At 66.4% G+C, this 18,841-nt stretch carries 11 protein-coding genes and 1 pseudogene; 6 read left to right on the top strand and 6 right to left on the bottom strand.

All coding sequences use genetic code 11. The features are described 5' to 3' along the window. Positions 1-83: 83 nt before the first annotated feature. From NFH66_RS06045 to NFH66_RS06035, 3 genes and pseudogenes are all read right to left on the bottom strand, one after another. The gene (locus NFH66_RS06045; protein ID WP_349609133.1) at positions 84-1,265 is read right to left on the bottom strand and encodes a restriction endonuclease subunit S; all 1,182 of its coding nucleotides are present in this window, start codon (positions 1,263-1,265) and stop codon (positions 84-86) included. 115 nt (positions 1,266-1,380) lie between these two features. Then, positions 1,381-3,795: a type I restriction-modification system subunit M gene (locus tag NFH66_RS06040; RefSeq protein ID WP_349609131.1), complete on the bottom strand. Its 2,415-nt coding sequence runs from the start codon at positions 3,793-3,795 to the stop codon at positions 1,381-1,383. A gap of 98 nt (positions 3,796-3,893) precedes the next feature. Then, positions 3,894-5,273: pseudogene (locus NFH66_RS06035) on the bottom strand (SLC13 family permease). 97 nt (positions 5,274-5,370) lie between these two features. Here NFH66_RS06035 and NFH66_RS06030 point away from each other — a divergent pair. From NFH66_RS06030 to NFH66_RS06005, 6 genes are all read left to right on the top strand, one after another. Beyond that, the gene (locus NFH66_RS06030) at positions 5,371-6,726 is read left to right on the top strand and encodes an IS1182 family transposase (RefSeq protein ID WP_349609129.1); all 1,356 of its coding nucleotides are present in this window, start codon (positions 5,371-5,373) and stop codon (positions 6,724-6,726) included. A 638-nt stretch (positions 6,727-7,364) separates the two neighbouring features. Beyond that, positions 7,365-10,076 carry a bifunctional diguanylate cyclase/phosphodiesterase gene (locus NFH66_RS06025; protein WP_349609127.1) on the top strand — a complete coding sequence of 904 codons (2,712 nt, stop codon included), beginning with the start codon at positions 7,365-7,367 and terminating at the stop codon, positions 10,074-10,076. Further along, complete coding sequence (locus NFH66_RS06020) at positions 10,073-11,077, top strand: GGDEF domain-containing protein (protein ID WP_349609125.1); 1,005 nt, start codon at positions 10,073-10,075, stop codon at positions 11,075-11,077. The genes NFH66_RS06025 and NFH66_RS06020 overlap by 4 nt, the downstream gene beginning before the upstream one ends. A gap of 138 nt (positions 11,078-11,215) precedes the next feature. Continuing rightward, positions 11,216-11,950 (top strand): helix-turn-helix domain-containing protein, encoded by a 735-nt coding sequence (locus NFH66_RS06015; RefSeq protein ID WP_349609123.1) that lies wholly within the window; start codon positions 11,216-11,218, stop codon positions 11,948-11,950. Positions 11,951-12,089: 139 nt separating this feature from the next. After that, a complete protein-coding gene (locus tag NFH66_RS06010; protein ID WP_349609121.1) occupies positions 12,090-13,775 on the top strand; it encodes a sensor domain-containing diguanylate cyclase in 1,686 nt (561 codons plus the stop codon). Then, positions 13,775-16,180 (top strand): EAL domain-containing protein, encoded by a 2,406-nt coding sequence (locus NFH66_RS06005; RefSeq protein WP_349609119.1) that lies wholly within the window; start codon positions 13,775-13,777, stop codon positions 16,178-16,180. Before NFH66_RS06010 ends, NFH66_RS06005 begins: the two co-directional genes overlap by 1 nt. A gap of 28 nt (positions 16,181-16,208) precedes the next feature. On the opposite strand, the gene NFH66_RS06000 is transcribed toward NFH66_RS06005, so the two are convergent. From NFH66_RS06000 to NFH66_RS05990, 3 genes are read right to left on the bottom strand one after another with little or no spacing between them, the layout of a single operon-like run. Next, the gene (locus NFH66_RS06000) at positions 16,209-17,744 is read right to left on the bottom strand and encodes a putative bifunctional diguanylate cyclase/phosphodiesterase (RefSeq protein WP_349609117.1); all 1,536 of its coding nucleotides are present in this window, start codon (positions 17,742-17,744) and stop codon (positions 16,209-16,211) included. Then, entirely contained in the window at positions 17,745-18,248 is a 504-nt protein-coding gene (locus tag NFH66_RS05995) for a YiiD C-terminal domain-containing protein (protein WP_349609115.1), read from the bottom strand. A gap of 1 nt (position 18,249) precedes the next feature. After that, positions 18,250-18,810 (bottom strand): nitroreductase family protein, encoded by a 561-nt coding sequence (locus NFH66_RS05990; RefSeq protein WP_349609113.1) that lies wholly within the window; start codon positions 18,808-18,810, stop codon positions 18,250-18,252. Between the last annotated feature and the right edge of the window lie 31 nt (positions 18,811-18,841).

Genomic DNA, 18,841 nt, shown 5'->3' with positions numbered 1-18,841 from the left:
GTTGAAAGAGTGCTGTCGAAGGTGGTCATGGCGGTTCCCTTTGCGATGTGATCCTGGTGTTGTGATGTTGTAAGAGCCCCGGTCTATGCCGGGGTGGTGGCCTGGGTCCTTTCAAGAAGCGGGGTGACGCGGACGCGGCCGGTAAGGAGGTCGTCCATTAGGCCTGACTTAAGGGTTGCTGCATTATTGCATGCAGATTTTTCGTGCTCGATCCGACTGGTTATTGAAGATAATGCGCCGGAAATCCTTCTCTGTTCGTCAATACTGGGAGCCTTTACTCTCATTGAGTTTATCTGGCTCTGGGAAAGGTTTTTTTGCCCGCTACTCCCGCTTATCAATGAAGCGATTTGCCTCCTCGAACTTGCACTACCCATAAGAAGAAATAGAAAGCGTGAATCAAGGTTTTTTCCCGGTCTTAGTCGAAGTGTTTTATCTGAAAGCATCAGCCTCCTTGGGGTGGAGGATACATATGCCACTTTTCCTACCAAGTCGGCAACGCCATTTGCTCTGACGCAAATCACGTCGCCCGATTTAACTTCAATTTCTTCTATGGGAGAGAGCCTCTCCGGAAGAGTCTTTGACTTATGGGGTAGGTAAGACCCTGTAGAAATGGCACTCACTTTCAATACACCCCATTCGCCTTCTTTAGGCGCAACGTCTGAACAGCTGGGGCTCCATCCAGCATCAATACCGTCAAGCAGGCCTTCCAATCTTTTCACTTCCCACTCCCTCGGAATCAACCCCAGCGGCGACTCCTTATAGAGCTCCGGCGCCTGCCCGGGGCTGGGGCGCAGTCGACCGTTCTTGTCGATACCGCGGGTCAGCAGGTCTTGGAGCAGGCCCTCCTTGACTTTCTCCAACTTGGCGATCAGCGCCTCGGTCTTCTGGATCTGGGTATCGAGGGTGTCGAGGATGCCAGCGATGAGGCGTTGCTCAGCCGAGTCGGGAGCAAAGACTCGGTGCTTCCGAAAGAAGTCCGAGGGCACTCGCTTCTGACCGGCTGACCCGATCATAGAGGCTTCTGCTTTCAGCCTGAGGCTCGAGCTTTGGGAGAGGTGGAAGATATAGCGTGGGGAGTTTCCAGCTTTGGCTCGCAGGACATGGAACTCCGTGCTGCCGTAGCCGACACCGCTCTCAAGGCCAAAAGCATGGGCGCCCTTTCCATTCTCCATGCAGGGGGTGATCTTCGCGAAAAGAACATCGCCTTCCTGGAAAGGGGTGAAGCCAGACTTCACCTCTCGTAATGGTCTTGTCTGGCGAGCCATCCACTGACCACTTTCACTCACGTCACCCATCGGGATGAACGAGATGGGTGCGTCAGGGCTATCTGGAGTTGGCGCTCTGAGAGGTGGATTGATTTCAGCCAATTCGGCTATAGGTTCAAGCATACTCCAGCCCCTCCAAATACTGCTGCAGCTCCTTGGCGGCGGCATCTCGCTCGGCCTCGATATCGGCCAGCGTCACCCGGTACTTGTCCCACCAGGTCTCGAAGGCGGCGATCACCTGCTGGCGCTGCTGGCGGATATAGCGCTCGAGGATGCCCTTGAGGTCGTTGTGCAGAATGGTACTCACCAGCTCGGCGGCGGCGGGTTCGTCCAGGGCGTCCACGGCGGCGTTGAGGTGCTGCTCGAAGCTGGCCTGTTTGGCGCGGTGCTGTTTACGCACCTGAGTGCGCTCCTTCTTCCAGGCCTTGATCTCGTCTTCGGTGGGCGCGTCGTCCTCGCCGTCATCGCTCTCGGCGTCGTCGTCATTGTCGGGCTTGGCCTCGGCGGCCTTGATGCGGGCGTCCAGCTCGGCGCGCTGGGCGTCGAGTGCTTCCAGCTCGGCCACGTAGTCCGCCAGCAGGAAGTGGACCAGACGGTGGTCCAGCGGATTGGCCTTGCTCTGCTCGTCTTCCAAAAGGCTGTTGATACTGGTGCGCCAGGCGTCCACCACACCCGGACAGCCGCGGGCCTGCAGGGTACGAAACTCGTTCTTGTTGTCGAACCAGAAGCCGGCGATGATCCCGCGCACCGCGAAACGGTCGAGCATGGCGGTGGGCTCAAGCGCCTCAGAGAAGCTGCTGAGCAGCTCGTCGCGCAGCTGGGTGAGGCGGCCTCCGTTGCCGGAGAGCCCCGTGATGCTCGCCCCGTGTTCCGCCCACCAGGTCTCGAAGGCGGCCATCACGCTGGCCTCCTTGCTCGTCAGGCCGGTGTCCTGTTCGATGGCGGGCTTGAGGTCGCGCTTCTCGCTCAGGCACTCGGCGAAGTCTGCATAGTCGGGATCGTTCGCCCTGGGGGTAAAGAGCGCCATGGGGTCGAGGCCCTGGGCGTCGAACAGCGGGCGCTTGGCCTCGATCTCGGCCACCGGCACGCCACCCTTGAGGTGGGCGCGCACATCCTGGGGCTCCGGCGGTGGGGTGTTATCGGCGTAGCGGCGGATGTTGAGGTTGTAGTCGTTGTTGCGCAGCTCCTCGATGGGTACCACCCGGGCGAAGCCGGGCACGTCATCGAAGGCATCGAAGGTGCTGGCGATCTTCTCGATATGCTCGGGCAGCAGGTGGTTCTGGGCGCGGCCCTCATAGTATTCGCGATCGGCATTGATGAACAGCACCTTGCCCTGACGCGCCTCGGGCTTGGCGCCCTTGGCACGCAGGATCAGGATGCTGGCCGGGATGCCGGTGCCGTAGAAGAGATTGGGCGCCAGGCCGATCACCGCTTCCACCAGGTCGTCCTCGAGCATGCCGGCGCGGATGCGCTTCTCGTCGCCGCCGCGGAACAGCACGCCGTGGGGCATGACGGTGGCCAGGCGGCCATCGGACTTGAGGCAGGCGACCATATGCTGCAGGAACATCAGGTCGGCCTTCTTGGCGCCCTCGGGCACGCTGCCGTAATGGAAACGCTCGGGGAAGTTCTGGCTCGGCGTATAGCCGATGGAGAAAGGCGGGTTGGTGAGGATGCGATCGAAGCGCGTAAGCTCGCCGCCCTCGACGTGCTGTGGGTCGGTGAGAGTGTCGTCGTTGCGCAGATCCGCACTGCTCACCCCGTGCAGCAGCATGTTCATCTTGGCGATGGCCCATACCGAGCCCGACGCCTCCTGGCCGAACAGGTTGAGCCGGCGTGGGTCGCAGCCCTGCTCCTCCAGGTACTCCTTGGCGTGGATCAGCATACCGCCAGAGCCCATGCAGGGGTCGTAGACGCTATGGCCCTCCTCGGGGTCCATCAGCCGCACCATCATGCGGACCACCGGGCGCGGGGTGTAGAACTCGCCACCCTTCTTGCCGGCGGAGTCGGCGAAGTCGCGGATCAGATACTCGTAGGCGGCGCCGAGCAGATCGGGGAACTCGAAGTCCTCGTTACGCAGGCGGTACTCGCTGAAGTGGGTAATCAGGTCCCGGAGCTTCTTGTCCGGCAGGGTGGTGGAGCCCACCTTGCGGGTGAAGTCGATATGCTCCAGCACCCCGGCGAGGCTGGGGTTATGCTCCTCCAGGCCCGCCAGCGCCTTGTTCAGCGCATTGCCGACACCCTGGTGCGCCTCCTTGAGCAGATAGGACCAGCGCGCCTGCTCGGGCACGTAGAAGGTGGCCTTGTACCAGCTCGTCATCTCGATGACCTGGGCGATATCGATCTCGCTCCTGCCGGCCTGGGCGAGCTGCTCACGCACCTCCTCCTGACGCTGCTCGAACACGTCCGAGCAGCGCTTCAGGAAGAGCATGCCGAAGATGTATTCCTTGAACTCCGAGGCGTCCATGCGCCCACGCAGGATGTCGGCGGCCTTGAACAGGTGCCGCTCCAGCTGGTTGAGGGTGAGGATCATGTGCTGCGGTTCCCTTGGCGATGAGCACGGCCGCCGCAGGCGGCCATGGTGACAGGCGGCTATCTCATCAAAATTGGGGCGGGAAGACCATGGCTGGATCAGAACGAGACGTCGAAGACCAGTGGCACGATGGTGTAGAGAGCCACCATGATCACCAGCAGGCCGATAATGTTGAGCCAGATGCCGGCGCGGATCATGTGCTTGATCGGCAGGTCGCCGGTGGCGAAGGCCACGGCGTTGGAAGGCGTCGCCACCGGCAACATGAAGGCACAGCTCACCGCGAAGGTCACCACGATGGTCATCAGGAAGGGCTCAATACCCAGCCCGACGGCAATGGCCCCCATGATCGGGAAGAAGGCCGCCGCCGTGGCCGTGTTGCTGGTCAGCTACGTGAGCAGGATGATCACGATGGCGGTGACGGCCAGGATCATGATCGGCGGGAGTCCCGACAAGCCCGAGACGCTCTCGCCGATCCAGACACTCAGCCCGGTGGCCGTGAACTGCGCAGAGAGGGTCAGGCCGCCGCCGAACAGGATCAGTACGCCCCAGGGAACGTCACGCGTGGCCGTCCATTCCAGCAACGCACCCTGCCCCCTGGAGGCGGGAATCACGAACATCAGGATCGCGGCCAGGATCGCCACGCTGGTGTCGTTGATGTTGGACAGCCACGGCAGCGCACCCTGCACCGCAGGAATCCTCGCGATCAGCGGCAGGAACACCCAGCAGAAGACCGCCCCGGCGAAGACCATCAGCACCCGCCCCTCTTCCGGCGTCAGTCGGCCCATGGCCTTGAGCTCGGACTCGATCATCTGCCGACCGCCCTTGATGTCCTCGACCTCGGCGCGGAACACGATCTTGTTCAGCACGAACCACGCCAGAACCAACATGGTGGCGGAGAACGGCACGCCCATCAGCATCCAGTGGCCAAAGCCGATGGTCAGGCCATGGGTATCCTCCATATAGGCGCGCATCAGCGCCATGGGCGGTTGACCGATAAGCGTCGCCATGGAACCGATGGTGATGGCGTAGGCGATACCCAGCAGCACGGCGGCCGAGAACTTGGGCGTGTCATCACCATTACCCAGCGACTTCACCAGGGCGATGATGGAGCCGCCGATAGGTACCATGATCACCGCGGTGGCGGTGTTACTGACCCACATGGTGATGAACCAGCTGGCTGCCATCAGGCCGAAGACGATCTGCGCCGGCTTGGTGCCCACGGTGAGTACGGTCAGCAGGGCGAAGCGTCGATGCAAGTTCCAGCGCTGCGTGGCCAGGCCGAGCAGCACCCCGCCCAGCACCAGGAAGACGATGCTGTGTGCGTAGGGCGCGGCCGTGGCCCCCACCGAGGCGATGTCGAAGAAGGGAAACAGCACCAGTGGCAGCAGCGAGGTGGCGGGGATCGGAATCGCCTCGGTCATCCACCAGGTGGCCATCAGCATGGCGATGCCCGCCACGATACGGGCATTGAATGCCAGCGACTCCGGCAGCAGGAAGAAGACCCCTAGCAGTCTGTCGGGTTTTCGATAATGCCGTGAGATACTCTCAGCATGCCGCCACTACTGGAACGTCGCCATGAGTCGCTTCATCCCCGTTGACCGCCAGACCGACTATCTCCTGCCGCCTTCGGTGGATGAGTGGCTGCCCGATGGCCACCTGGCACGGTTCGTGGTGGATGTTGTCGAGCAGCTGGACCTCTCGGCATTAACGCGGCGCTACGCCGGCCGCGGGCACAAGGCGCATCACCCGGCGGTACTGCTGAGCCTGCTGGTCTACGGCTACGCCACCGGGGTGGTCTCCAGCCGCAAGATCGAGCGCGCCACCTATGACTCGGTGGCGTTCCGTTACCTGGCCGCCAATACCCATCCCGACCATGACACGCTGGCCACCTTTCGCCGCCGCTTTCTGCCGGAACTGGAACAGTTGTTCGTGCAGGTGCTGTTGCTGGCCCGCGAGATGAAGCTGCTCAAGCTCGGCACCATCGCCCTGGACGGCACCAAGCTCAAGGCCAACGCCAGCAAGCACAAGGCGCTATCGTATGGCCACGCCAAGAAGCTGGAGGCGCAGTTCAGGGCTGAGGTGAAAGCGCTGACGCAGCGGGCCGAGTCGGCGGACAAGGAGGATGCGGCCGATGGCATGGATATCCCCGCCGAGATTGCCCGCCGTGAAGCACGCCTGGCGGCCATCGCCGAGGCGAAGGCCAAGATCGAGGCGCGTGCCGAGGAGCGGGACGCCACCGAGCAAGCCGCCTACCAGGAAAAGGTGGCGCGACGAGACGCACAGCGCAAGGCCGGCAAGAAGCCCCGTGGGCGTGATCCCGAACCGCCGACTGGCGGCCCGCGTGACAAGGACCAGATCAACTTCACCGACCCGCAGTCTCGCATCATGCCGGTCACCGGCAAGGGGTTTGATCAGTGCTACAACGCCCAGGCCGCCGTCGATACCGAGAGTCTGCTGGTGACCCATGTCCACGTCACTCAGGCGACCAACGACAAGCAGCAAGTCATGCCGTTACTGACGGCCTGGCAGGGTTACCCGGAGACGCTGGGCAAGCCTGACCACCTGCTGGGTGATACCGGCTACTTCAGTACCGCCAATATCCAGGCCTGCCATGACCATGGTATCGAACCGCTATTGGCGATGAGGCGTGATGTCCATCACCTTCCGGTCTTCGAACGTTTCGCCGCGGACCCGCCCGCACCGGAGAGCGAGGACCCTGTCGAGCACATGGCGTACCGCTTGAAGACGCAGGCGGGCCGAGCGCTCTATGCGCTGCGCAAGCACACGGTGGAGCCGGTCTTCGGGATCATCAAACACGTGATGGGATTCCGGCAGTTCTCGCTACGCGGTCTGGATAAGGTCAGCGGTGAGTGGCGACTGGCCACCCTGGCATGGAATATCAAGCGGATGCATCGCTTGGCAGCAGGCTGAGGGCCGTCCCTTAGCCTGATAGGGCGGTGTCACAAGCGCTCAGGCTACTCCAGGATTGCCGAACGACGCCAGGTTGCTGACATGGCCGGCGCCAACACGAAAATGGAGAGAAGTGGGTGTCGTTACTGTGAGCGACACCCATAACCCGACAGACTGCTAGGCCGATGATGAGGCCGAGGGCCAAGGGTACGGGCTTGAAGGCCGTAGCTTCCGTGTAGGGTGCCTGTTCGGCTGTCCCGGTAGTTTGCGACATGATCTGCACCTGAGTCCGCATGACGAAACCATCAAGTGTGCTCGCTATCTGAGCGGCGCGGCCAATACCCAGGGGGTTGGCAGGCATACTTCGCTCGTCCGGAAAATTGAGCAAACAGTCAGATCACAAGCATATAAAATCAATGAATTACAAGATCATCGTCAGGCATGGACGTGCCGGGTGTAGGGCATAAGGCAGCGTAACCAGGCCTGTTCTTTCCCAAATGGCTGGTGGTACTGCGACCAATGGATGGTGTCGGCAACGCACTCACTCGGCCCCATCCAGCATCGGATGCCGCCAGGGCGAAGCAACCTTGGCAATCGGTCCTGTGCCAAAATGGTATGGTAGCGTGTGCCCGGAGAGTCATTGGAACAAGGATGAAGCGATGCAAGCCCGCGTGACCGCCGAAGCCGCCTTCCGACTGCTGGCCGATGGGATGAGCCAGGCCACCGGCGAGAACTTCTTCTCCATCCTGGTGAAGAAGCTGGCGGAGATCCTCGACGTGGACCATGTGCTGGTGGCCCGGGTCGGCGAGGATCATCGCGCGTATACCCTGGCGGTATGGTCACGCGGCGAGCCGGCACCCAACCTCAGCTACGACCTGGCCGGCACACCCTGCGAGACGGTGGTGGATCAGGCGGTCTGCCTCTATCCGGAAGGGGTGCAACACCGCTTTCCCGAAGACGAGCTGCTGTCGCAGCTGGGGGCGGAGGGCTACCTTGGCCTGCCTCTCAACGCCCAGGACGGCCGAGCGCTGGGCCTGCTGGCGGTACTCAGCAGCAGCCCCATGCGCCTGGCCGGCCTCGAGTCGGAGGTCCTGCATATCGCCGCGGCCCAGGCGAGCGCCCAGATCGAGCGCAGCCAGGCCAACCTGGCGCTGCAGAGGAGCGAGGCGGTGGCCCGCGAGAGCGAGCGTCGGCTCGAGACGCTGCTCAACCACCTGCCCGGCATGGCCTACCGCTGCCTGAATGATGCCGACTGGACGATGCTAGTGGTCAGCCAGGGGGCCGAAACGTTGACCGGCTACGCCCGCGAGGCGCTGCTGCATAGCCGCGAGGTCAGCTATGCGGCGCTGATCCATCCGCTGGACCGTGCCCGGGTGCAGGCCGCCGTCGAGGAAGGCGTCGCCACGTGCAGCCCCTTTCGGGTGGTCTACCGGCTGCGTACCGCCTCCGGCCAGTGGCGCTGGATGCTGGAGCAGGGTCAGGCGCTCTACGACACCGAGGATGAGGTGAAGGTCCTGGAGGGCTTCATCAGCGACATCACCGAGCAGCACGAGGCGCAGCGGGTGCAGGATGCCGTGGCGCGGGTGGCCGCGGCGATCACCACGCGCATCGGCGACGGCTACTTCCACCAGTTGGTGCGCCACCTGGTAGAGATTCTCGAGGCCGATGCCGGGTTCATCGCCACCTTCTCCCAAGACGCCTCCCCGCGGCAGAAGAGGGCAACCGCACCGCGCCACCTCACCACCGTCAGCGCGGTCGGGGGTGACGGGCGCCTGGAGGCTCACGCCTTCGACCTTTCGACCTCGCCCTTCGCGACGCTGATGACGACGCCGGAGTGTGCCGGGCAGGCGGATCCGCCGCTGCGCTGGGCAGGCCTTGCCGAGGACCACGCGGCCTGGATCGGGCGGCGACTCGACAGCACCTGCGGCGAGCCGGAGGGCATCATCGTGGTGCTCTACCGTAAGCCGCCGGAGACCAACGGCTTCGCCTCCTCGGTGCTGCGCATCCTCTCCAGCGGCGCTGCGGCGGAGGTGGAGCGCCGCCATGACCATCGTCGTATGCGCCAGCTCGCCTACTTCGATGGCACCACGGGGCTTGCCAACCGTGTGCGCTTCATGGAAGACCTGGCGACGATGCGCGACACCGCCGAGCGCGACCTGAAGCCACTGGGCCTGCTGCTGCTCGACATTCGGCGCTTCAAGGAGATCAACGACCTGCATGGGCACCAGTTGGGTGACCGGCTGCTGGCCACCCTGGCCGGCAGGCTGCAGCGCTCGGTGGCACCGAACGAGACGCTGTCACGGCTCTCCGGCGATGAGTTCGCCCTGCTGGTTCCCGAGGCTACCCCGGAGCGCATCGAGCAGTGCGTCGCCCGCATGCGCGAGGTCATCGCCCGCCCCATCCATCTCGAGCACCACGCCTTCTCGCTGCGGGTTTCCATCGGCCTGGCAGGCTACCCACGCGATGCGCGAACGCCGGGGGAGCTGTTCAAGGCGGCCAGCATCGCGCTCTATCATGCCAAGCGCGAGGATGACGGCGTCTGCCCCTTCAGCGTCTCCATGCACCGCGCCCTGGAGCGTCGTCAGCAGATGACCGAGCGCCTCGGCGAGGCGATCCGCGAGGACCGCCTGGCACTGCACTACCAGCCCCAGATCGACCTGCGTACGGGCAGGTTGACCGGCGCCGAGGCGCTGTGCCGCTGGCAGGACGCGACCTGGGGCTGGGTCAGTCCCGGCGAGTTCATCCCACTGGCCGAGGAGCGTGGCCTGATCCGCGCGCTGGGAGACCGGGTACTGGAGCAGGCCACCCGCCAGCTGCTGGGCTGGGGCGAACAGAAGCTGACGCTGCCCGGTCGGCTCTCGCTCAACATCTCGGCGCAGCAGTTCGCCGACCCCCACCTGGCCGAGCATATCCAGCGCCTGACCGCCGGACTTTCCGCCAGTGCCATCGCCCTGGAGCTCACCGAGAGCGACTTCATGCGCGACCCCGAGCAGGCGGTGACCATCACCCGGGCACTACGCCGGGCGGGCTTCTCCCTGGCCATCGATGACTTCGGCACCGGCTACTCCTCGCTTGCCTACCTGCGCCGCTTCGCCGCTCAGGCCCTCAAGATCGACATGTCCTTCGTCAGGCACATGCTGGAGAGTCGACACGACCGCACCATCATCAACACCATCATCGCCATGGCCCAGGCGCTGGGCATGAAGACCGTAGCGGAAGGGGTCGAAACCGCCGCACAGGCCGAGGCGCTCGCCGAGATGGGCTGCGACGAGGCCCAGGGCTACTGGTTCGGCCGTCCGCTCGCCGCGCAAGCGTTCGCCGAAGAGTGGCTCGGCCCCGCGACACCCACGGATTCCGAGGAGGCAAAATGAACGACCGAGTCGACCCGCAGTCGCTGCTGCAGACGCCGGTACTCGGCGCGCGCCTGGAGGCGGTGATACGCCCGCTGCTCCGCCTGCTGGAGGAGGTCACCGGGCTACATTCCACCTACTTCACGCTGATCGACGAACAGGCCGGCGTGCAGCGGGTGTTGTATGCCCGCAACAGCGGCAGTCTGCAGCTGCCCGAGGGGCTGTCGGTGCCTTGGGAGGACACCCTCTGCCGCCGGGCGATCCTCGAGGGGCAGCGCTACACCGCCGACGTGGCGAGCTGCTGGGGGGATTCCGAGGCGGCGCGCGAGCTCGGCCTCCAGACCTACCTCAGCCAACCGATCCGCCTGGGCGATGAGACGCTGCTGGGCACCCTTTGCGCGGCCAGCGACCAGGCCATCGAGGTGTCGGCGGAGGCAATGGAGACGCTGGACACCTTCGCCGAGTTGATCGCCCGCTACGTGGACAGCGAACGCCTGCTGCGCCAGCTGGTCAGCGAGAACCGCACCCTGGCCCAGCACGCCAACACCGACCCGCTGACAGGCATCGCCAACCGCCGCGCGCTGCTCCAGGAGCTCACGCGGCGCCTCGAGCAGGCGGGGGGCGCCGGCGGCCGCTTGCATGTGGCCTTCATCGACCTGGACGGTTTCAAGGCGATCAACGACCAACATGGCCACGACGCGGGGGACCGCTTCCTGATCGAGATGGCCCACCGCCTGGTCGGCGGGTGTCAGGCCGACGACCTGGTGGCACGCTTCGGCGGCGACGAGTTCGTGATCGTGCGCCAGGCAGGCGAGGATCCATCGGCCGAGCGTGAAGCCGTCAAGGCGGCGCTGGAGGCACTGACCGCCGGCGAGTTCCGAGTCTGCGGCAAGCGCATCCAGTATCCCGGGGCCAGCGTCGGCGTGATCACCTCGACGCCAAGTGATACCGATGCCATGACGCTGCTGCAGCTGTCGGATGCCGAGATGTATACACGCAAGCGGGCCCGCAAGGCGCGTTAGCGTTGCTGCCCTCCACCCCATACCCGCTTTACCTTGCAGGCCACCTGCCTGGACACGCCTATCCGTCTATTAAATTTCGCCATGGTGGGCTAGGCTGACCCGGGTCAAGGTTTGATCGGCAACATCCAAGGATGAAAGATGACCGCCACCGAACAGGACCCCGTCACCCGTTTGCCGGGCGCCCAGTGTGACGTCTGCAGCCTGCATGGGGTCTGCCTGACTCAGGACCTCTCCGCGGATGCACTGGAGCGGCTCGACTCGATGCTTGACCAGCCCAGCCCGCTCAAGCGTGGTGAATCGCTGATCACCCAGGGCAACGCCTTCACCAGCCTCTATCTGGTGCGCAGCGGTAGCCTAAAGCAGGTGGTCAGGCCCCTGGGCCATGAGCTGGAACACGTGGTGGGATTCTACTTGCCAGGTGAAACGGTGGGCCTGGAAGGGATCGGCGAATCTCACTGTCCCGCCTCGGTGGTGGCGATGGAAACCACCTTCGTCTGTGAGCTGCCCTATGCGCGCCTGCGCGAGCTGTATTGCAACAACCCCTCCCTCAGTGAGTCGCTTCTTCATCGCATGAGCCGCGAGTTGCGCGGCGAGAAGCGCCAGCTCTGCCTGATGTCCGGACGCACCGCCGAGCAGCGCCTGGCCGGCTTCCTGCTGGGGCTCTCCGAACGCTTCCAGCAGCGCGGCTGCAGCCGCTACCGGTTCCGCCTGGCCATGTCCCGCGGTGACATCGGCAGCCACCTCGGCCTGGCTCTGGAGACGGTCAGTCGTGTGCTGGGGCGTTTCCAGCGCCAGGGGGTGATCCAGATTGCCACGCGAGAGCTGACCATCCTCTCCCTCGAAGGGCTGCGGGCCATCCTCGAGGAGCACTGAGGAGTTACTCAAAGCCTATCTTCCTCCGCGTTGCCAGCGTCACGTCCTGCGCTGAATACCGTCACCGGCATAGCAGGTATCCTGAAGATATACCGAATCCCCTCCACGCCGTTGCAGATGAGAAACGAAGGAGCCTCTCTTGAGCCTGAAACTGCGCTTCCTGCTGGTGGCGGCGGCCCTGATGCTGGGTGCCTCGCTGCTGGCCTGGTTCAGCTTCCAGTACATGGCGGAGCGGATCGTCGAGCAGTGGGGACGACGGGTGGCCGAGGTACAGGTGCAATACGACAGCGCCCGCCTGCTGCAGCCGCTGGAGCGCGAGGTCGCCCTCGCCCACCAGCTCGCCAACTCCCAGGTGCTCAAGCGCTGGGCGGCAAACCCCGAGGAGCCCCTGCTGCGCGCCCAGGCGATCAGCGAGATGGAGAGCTTCCGGCGCAACTTCATCGACCGCAACTACTTCGTCGCCCTTCGCGAGAGCGGCGCCTACTACCATAACAACGCCGAGGACGACTTCGGCGATGACCCGCTGCGCTACCACCTGCGCGAGAACCGCCCCGCCGACGCCTGGTTCTATCAGCTGATCGAAGAGGGGCGAGACTTCCACCTCAACGTCAACCCGGACGTCGAGCTCGGTATCACCCAGCTGTGGATCGACGTGCTGATGCGCGACGAAGAGGGCGAGATCCTCGGCGTGGTAGGCACCGGCATCGAGCTCGGCAACATCCTCGAGCAGATCATCGACATCGATCAGCGCGGCATCACCACCCTGTTTGCCGACGTCAACGGCGCCATCCAGCTCTACCGCGATCCACGCTTCATCGACTTCGCCAGCTTCGTCAAGCCCGAGGGGCAGAAGCGCACCCTCGACCTGCTGTTCGACCTCCCCAGCGACGGCGAGCGGGTGATGGAGCGCATGCGTCGCCTGCGCGATGCCCCGCTGGAGCAACCCAGTGTGATCACCGATTTCGTCACCGTGGACGGCAAACGCCACCTCGCCGGCATCGCCTACCTGGCCAGCATCGGCTGGTTCGAGGTCACGCTGCTCGACCTCGACGAGGTAATGCCGGTGGCCAGCTTCGTGCCGGCGCTGGGCCTGCTGATCGCCTTTCTGCTGGTGGCACTGCTGCTGTTCTACTGGGCGCTACACCGCCAGCTGCTCAGCCCCATGGCCTCGCTCAGGCAGGCCATGGGGGCGCTGCGCGAGGGGCGCCGCGAGGTTTCTCTGCCCCGCGGTAGCGGCGAGATGGGCCAGCTGATCCGCCATTTCGGCGACATGGCCGACGAGGTCACCCGCCACACCGAGGCGCTGGAAGCCAAGGTACGCGAGCGCACCGAGGAGCTGGAGCGCCTGGCCCGAGTCGACGTGCTGACCGGCTTACTCAATCGCCGGGGCATGACCCTGCTATTGGGGGAGCAGACCGCGCGGGCGGCTCGCGACAACCTCGCCTTCGGCCTGATCTGGCTCGACCTGGACCGCTTCAAGGAGATCAACGACGATGCGGGCCATGCCGCCGGCGACCAGGCACTGTGCGAGGTCGCCCGGGTGCTGGAGGCCGGCCTGCGCGGCTACGACCACGCGGCGCGTTGGGGCGGTGATGAATTCCTGGTGCTGCTGACCCCCTGTGAGGCCGACGACCTGATGACTATCGCCGCCCGCCTGCGCCAGGAAGTCGCCGAGCAGGCCCGTTACCCAGGTGGCGGTGTCACCGTCAGCGTGGGCGCCTGCCTGGCCCAGCCCGGCGAGACGCTGGAAAGCGCGCTGCAGCGCGCCGACGAGGCGCTCTACCGCGCCAAGGAGAACGGCCGCGACCGACTGGTGGTGGCCTGATGCACAGGGGCCTGCGCCGACTGACCCGCTGGGGCGCTCCCTGGTTGCTGCTGGCCGGAAGCCTGGGGCCGACAGCCCAGGCGCAACCCGATGCCGAAGCAACGGGCGATGCCATCCAGGTGCTCGCCTCCTACCACCGGGGCAGCCCCTGGTCGGACGAGCTGGTCGACCGAATCGAAGAGGCGGCGATACAGCTCGGCTGGGACGAGGGCCTGGACGTCGACTATCTGGACGCCCGCCGGCTTGGCCTCGAGACCGCCTTCGACATCGAGCGCCGCCGCCTCGCCGAGCGCCGCGCCGTGGCCCCCGCCGAGCGGGTGCTGCTGATCGATGATGCCGCCCTGCGCTTCTACCTGCGCCACCCCGCGGCCCTGGACCACCCCACCCGGGTGGTGGCGATCGGCATCAACGACCCCGAGCTGCTCGCCCGGGCCATCGAGCGCGGCGTGCGCGTGATCGTCACCCGCAGGGTAGAGCGCCAGTCGCTGGCGTTCCTCCGGGCGCTCTTCGGCGAGCCGCTGTCGCTGCTGGTGCTGGGTGACGAACAGGGCAGCGGGCGCTACCTGACCCGGCACTTCCTCGACAGCATCGCCGAGGAGCCGGAGATCAGGGCCGCCCGGGTGCTGTGGGAGTGGCGCCCGGAGAGCGTGCTGGCCGCCCTCGAGCGCCTGCCGGCGGATACCCGCGTCTACCTCGTGGAGGGCCACACCACCGGTGCCCAGGACCTCTATCCCGGCTCACGGGAGTGGCTGGAGCGGCTCGCCGAGCGCGGCGTGCGGGTGTTCTGCCACCTCCCCTACCAGGTGTCGCTGGGGTGCGCCGGAGGCGCCCTGCTCGACACCCGGCGCCTGGGACGGCTGGCGGTGGAGTCGCTGATCAGCCCCGCCTTCGAGGCCCTGCCGGCCATCCAGGAGGTCGGGGCGGGGCGCTACGCACTGCACGCCAGCTTCCATCGCCAGGCCCCCGAGGCCTACCGCGACAGCATCGAGTGGCTGGCGGTGGAGGGCACCATCGCCAACGCCGACAGCCGGATCTCGCTGCTGATCCGCGGGGGTGGCGCGGTCACCGCCGTGCTGCTCGCGGCGCTGCTGCTGATGGGGCTGTCGCGGCGCCGCGCCAGGCGCGCCCAGCGCCGGCTGGCCATCGACCCGGGCAGCGGCCTGCCGACTCGCCAGGTGCTGGAGAACGAACTGCCCGGGCTGTGCCGTCGCCACGCCGGCGGCTGGCTGTTTGCACTGGTCTCGCCGGGGCTGCGTGACTACCGCCAGCACCTCGGCCTGCCCGCCGCCCAGGCGCTGTTCCGGGAGCAGCTCGCCACCCTGCGCAGGCTGCTGCCCCGCGCGGGCCGACTCTACCTCAACGCCGACCTGGGGGTGATCGGCTTCCTGCCGCTCCACGATCGCGACCAGGCCGAGCCCCTGGTCGACCGCATGCTCACCTCCCTGGCGCATGCCAGCGACGAGGGCGGCATACGCCGCCTGGCCTGGTACGCCAGCCTGCTGCGCCTGCCCGGCAGCGAGGCGGACTTCCCCCAGTGCCGCGCGGCCCTGGACGACGGGCTGTTTCGCCTCGAGCGCCAGGGCTGGCGGCAGCCACTGATCCGTGTCGAGCCGCTCGACCGGGAGCGTGCCACCCGCTTCCGCCAGCTCTCCGATGCCCTCGAGGGGCTGATCGACGACCCCGGCCGCGAATGGCGGCTGGTGCTGCAGCCCAAGGTGGCCGCGGCCGACGGCGAGCTGCGCGGCGCCGAGGTGCTGCTGCGCTGGCATCACCCGGTGCTGGGCGAGATCTCTCCCGGCGAGTTCCTGCCGGTGGCGGAGATCCTCGGGCTGGCCTCGCGGCTGGACCACTGGGTGATGGAGGAGAGCCTCACCTGGCTGGCCGCCGCCAGGCCACGGCTGCCAGGGCTCGGCAGCCTGGCCATCAACGTCAAGCTGGCGACCCTGGCCGAGGCGGCCTTCCGGCGCCGCCTGCTGGAACGGCTGCAGGCCCTGGCGCTGCCGGCGTCGATGATCGAGCTGGAGGTCACCGAGCACTCCGACTTCCGTGACTTGGAGGCGGTGGAGCGGCACATGAACGACCTGCGGGCCCACGGCGTGCGCCTGGCGCTGGACGACTTCGGCACCGGCAACACCTCCTTCCAGCTGATCCAGCGTCTGCCCTTCACGGCGATCAAGATGGACCGCAGTCTACTGCTGGGCGCCGACCGCTATCCCCGGGCCCGGGAAGCCTATGCCGCCATGGTGCAGTTCTCCCGGCACCTGGGGCTGGCGGTGGTGGCCGAAGGGGTCGAGGAACCGGAGCAGGCCGAGTGGCTACGCTCGCTGGGTATCGACGAGGTGCAGGGCTTCCTGTTCGCCCGGCCGCTGGAACCCGCAGTGATGCTGTCGCGCTACGGCCGCTGACTCGCCGCCGCCATCGGCCGGGACGGCGTCAGCTCGGAAGCCCCGGCAGGGGCTCCTTCCCGCTCACCAGCGGCGCCGGCCGCGCGAAGAGGTAGCCCTGGAAGTGGCGGCAACCGTGATCGCGTAGCCAGGCCGCCTGGGCCTCGGTCTCCACCCCCTCGGCGGTGACCGACAGCGAGAGCCGGTCGGCCAGGGCGATGATGGTCTCGACGATGGCGGCGTCGGCGGGGCTCGCCAACAGGTCGCGCACGAAGCTCTGGTCGATCTTGAGCTCGTCCAGGGGCAGGCGCTTGAGGTAGCTCAGCGACGAGTAGCCGGTGCCGAAGTCGTCCAGGGCGAAACGCACCCCCAGCGCGCTGAGCGCCAGCATGGTCTCGCGGGCCAGCTTCGGGTCCTGCAGGAACAGCGACTCGGTCACCTCCAGCACCAGCCGCCGCGGGTCGGCGCCGGTGGCGGCGCGGATCTCGCGAACCCCGTCGACGAAGCCCGCCTCGCGGAACTGTACCGGGCTGACATTCACCGAGATGGTCAGCTCGCATCGCGCCGGCTGGTCAGCCCAATGCGCCAGCTGGTGGCAGGCCTGCTCCAGCACCCAATTGCCGATGGCCACGATGCGCCCGCCCTCCTCGGCCAGGGGGATGAACACCCCCGGCGAGACCATGCCGCGCACCGGATGCTCCCAGCGCAGCAGCGCCTCCAGTCCCACGGTGACCCCCGCGGCATCAACCTGGGGCTGATAGAAGAGGCGCAGCTGGTCGGCGTCGAGGGCGCGCTCTAGGTCCGCCTCCAGGTGAGCGCGCTCGATCACCTGGGTCTGCATGGCGCGGTCGAAGAAGCGCAGCGCCGCCCCGCCCTCCCGCTTGGCCTCGTACATGGCGAGCTCCGCCTGCTGGATCGCCTCGGCGGCGTCCAGCTCGTCGTCGTGGAACAGCGCGATGCCGATGCTGGCCGAGAGGGGCAGGGTCACGTCTTCGCCGCCGGCCAGGCGCGCCACCTCGTGAAGCAGCTTGTCGGCCAGGCGCTCGACGCCGCGGGCGGCATGGGCGGAGCGCTCTCCCAGGTCCTGGACCAGCAGGGCGAACTGGTCGCCACCCCAGCGCGCCAGGGTGTCGCTCTCGCGCAGGCGACCGCGCAGCCCCTCCGCCAGGTGACGCAGCAGGGTGTCGCCGCGGGCGTGGCCCAGGGTGCTGTTGTAGGCCTTGAAGTTGTCCAGCCCCACCAGCAAGAGGGCGGCGTAGTGACCCCGCCGCCGCGTGTGCTTGATCACCTCGCCCAGGCGATCGATCAGCAGGCGGCGATTGGGCAGGCCGGTCAAGGGGTCGTAGAAGGCCAGGCGCTGGATGGTGGACTCCGCCGCCTTGGTCGCGGAGAGGTCGGTGAGGGTGGCGACATAGTGCAGGACCCCACCGTGGTCGTCGTGGATGGCGCTGATGGTCAGCCACTGGGGGTAGACCTCGCCGCTCTTGCGGCGATTCCACACCTCGCCCTGCCAGCTGCCATCGGCGGCGATGGTCTGCCACATCTCGGTATAGAAGGTGGAATCGTGACGACCGGAGGCCCACATTCAAGCCGCTGGCAGTACCGCGTAGTCGCCGCGGGCTTCCAGGCAGAGGGTATCGCCGCACCACAGGCGCTGAACCAGACGGATGCGCCCACGCCCCTTCTCGGCGAGCCGCGCGGCGAGAACCTCGGGCCCCCGCGCGTCCTCGGGCAGGCACTCCAGGCGATAGTCGCCGGTCACCGGGGCGAGGAAGCGCTGGGTCGCCTCGGCCACGACGACGTCGCGGGAGAGTCCGCGACGGCGCAGCCAGAGGGTGGTCCAACACCATCCCAGCAGGGTGGTCTGGGCGGCCAGGGCGCCGCCGAAACCGGTACCCTTGTCGTTGAGGCTGGGAGTGAGGGCCAGCGACCAGTGGAGGACGTCGCCGTCGCGGTGCATCTCGCGGATGCCGAGATGCGCCACCATGGGGATCGCCTCGCCTAGCCAGGTCAGGAAGGCCGTGGGGTCATCCTCGCCGCCGGGGGACGGCAGCGGGAGGCGCGGGTGGGGAACGCCGACCTCGCGCACCTCAGCGCCAGCGCTCGACGAAGGCACCGATATCGTGTTCCGGCAGCGGCTTGTGGCGCCCGCCGAGACGGCCCAGATAGATGAAGGCCACCACCTCGTCCTCCTCCTCGAGGCCCAGCCCCTTGCGCACCACCGGGTCGAAGGCGTACTTGCCGCTGCGCCACATGGCACCGAGGCCCAGGGCGTGGGCGGCGAGCAGGATACCGTGGGCGGCACAGCCGGCAGAGATTACCTGCTCGACCTTCGGCACCTTGGGCTCGTTCGGGGTGACCTTGGCGATCACCGCGATGATCATCGGCGCACGCAGCAGCTTCTTGCGAGCCGCGTTGAGGGTGGTGTCAGAGGCGTGGGGATCCTCGTGGAACTCGGCCTCGGCGAACAGCTCGCCGAGGCGCGAGAGGCCCTCGCCGGAGAACTCGATGAAGCGCCAGGGGCGCAACTCCTTGTGATCCGGCGCCCGCAGCGCCGCCCGATAAATGGCCTCGAGCTGATCGGGGCTCGGCGGCGGGCCCATCAACTTGCCCATGGAGCTGCGTTCGTGCAGCAGCGTCAGCGCGTCCATTGAGTCTCTCCTTGGGTTTTTCAGACGAGAA

The sequence above is a fragment of the Halomonas sp. H10-9-1 genome (assembly GCF_040147005.1).
In the GTDB taxonomy this organism is placed as follows: domain Bacteria; phylum Pseudomonadota; class Gammaproteobacteria; order Pseudomonadales; family Halomonadaceae; genus Halomonas.
Note: the sequence above shows the minus strand (reverse complement) of the source record. Positions and strands in the feature narration are given on the sequence as shown.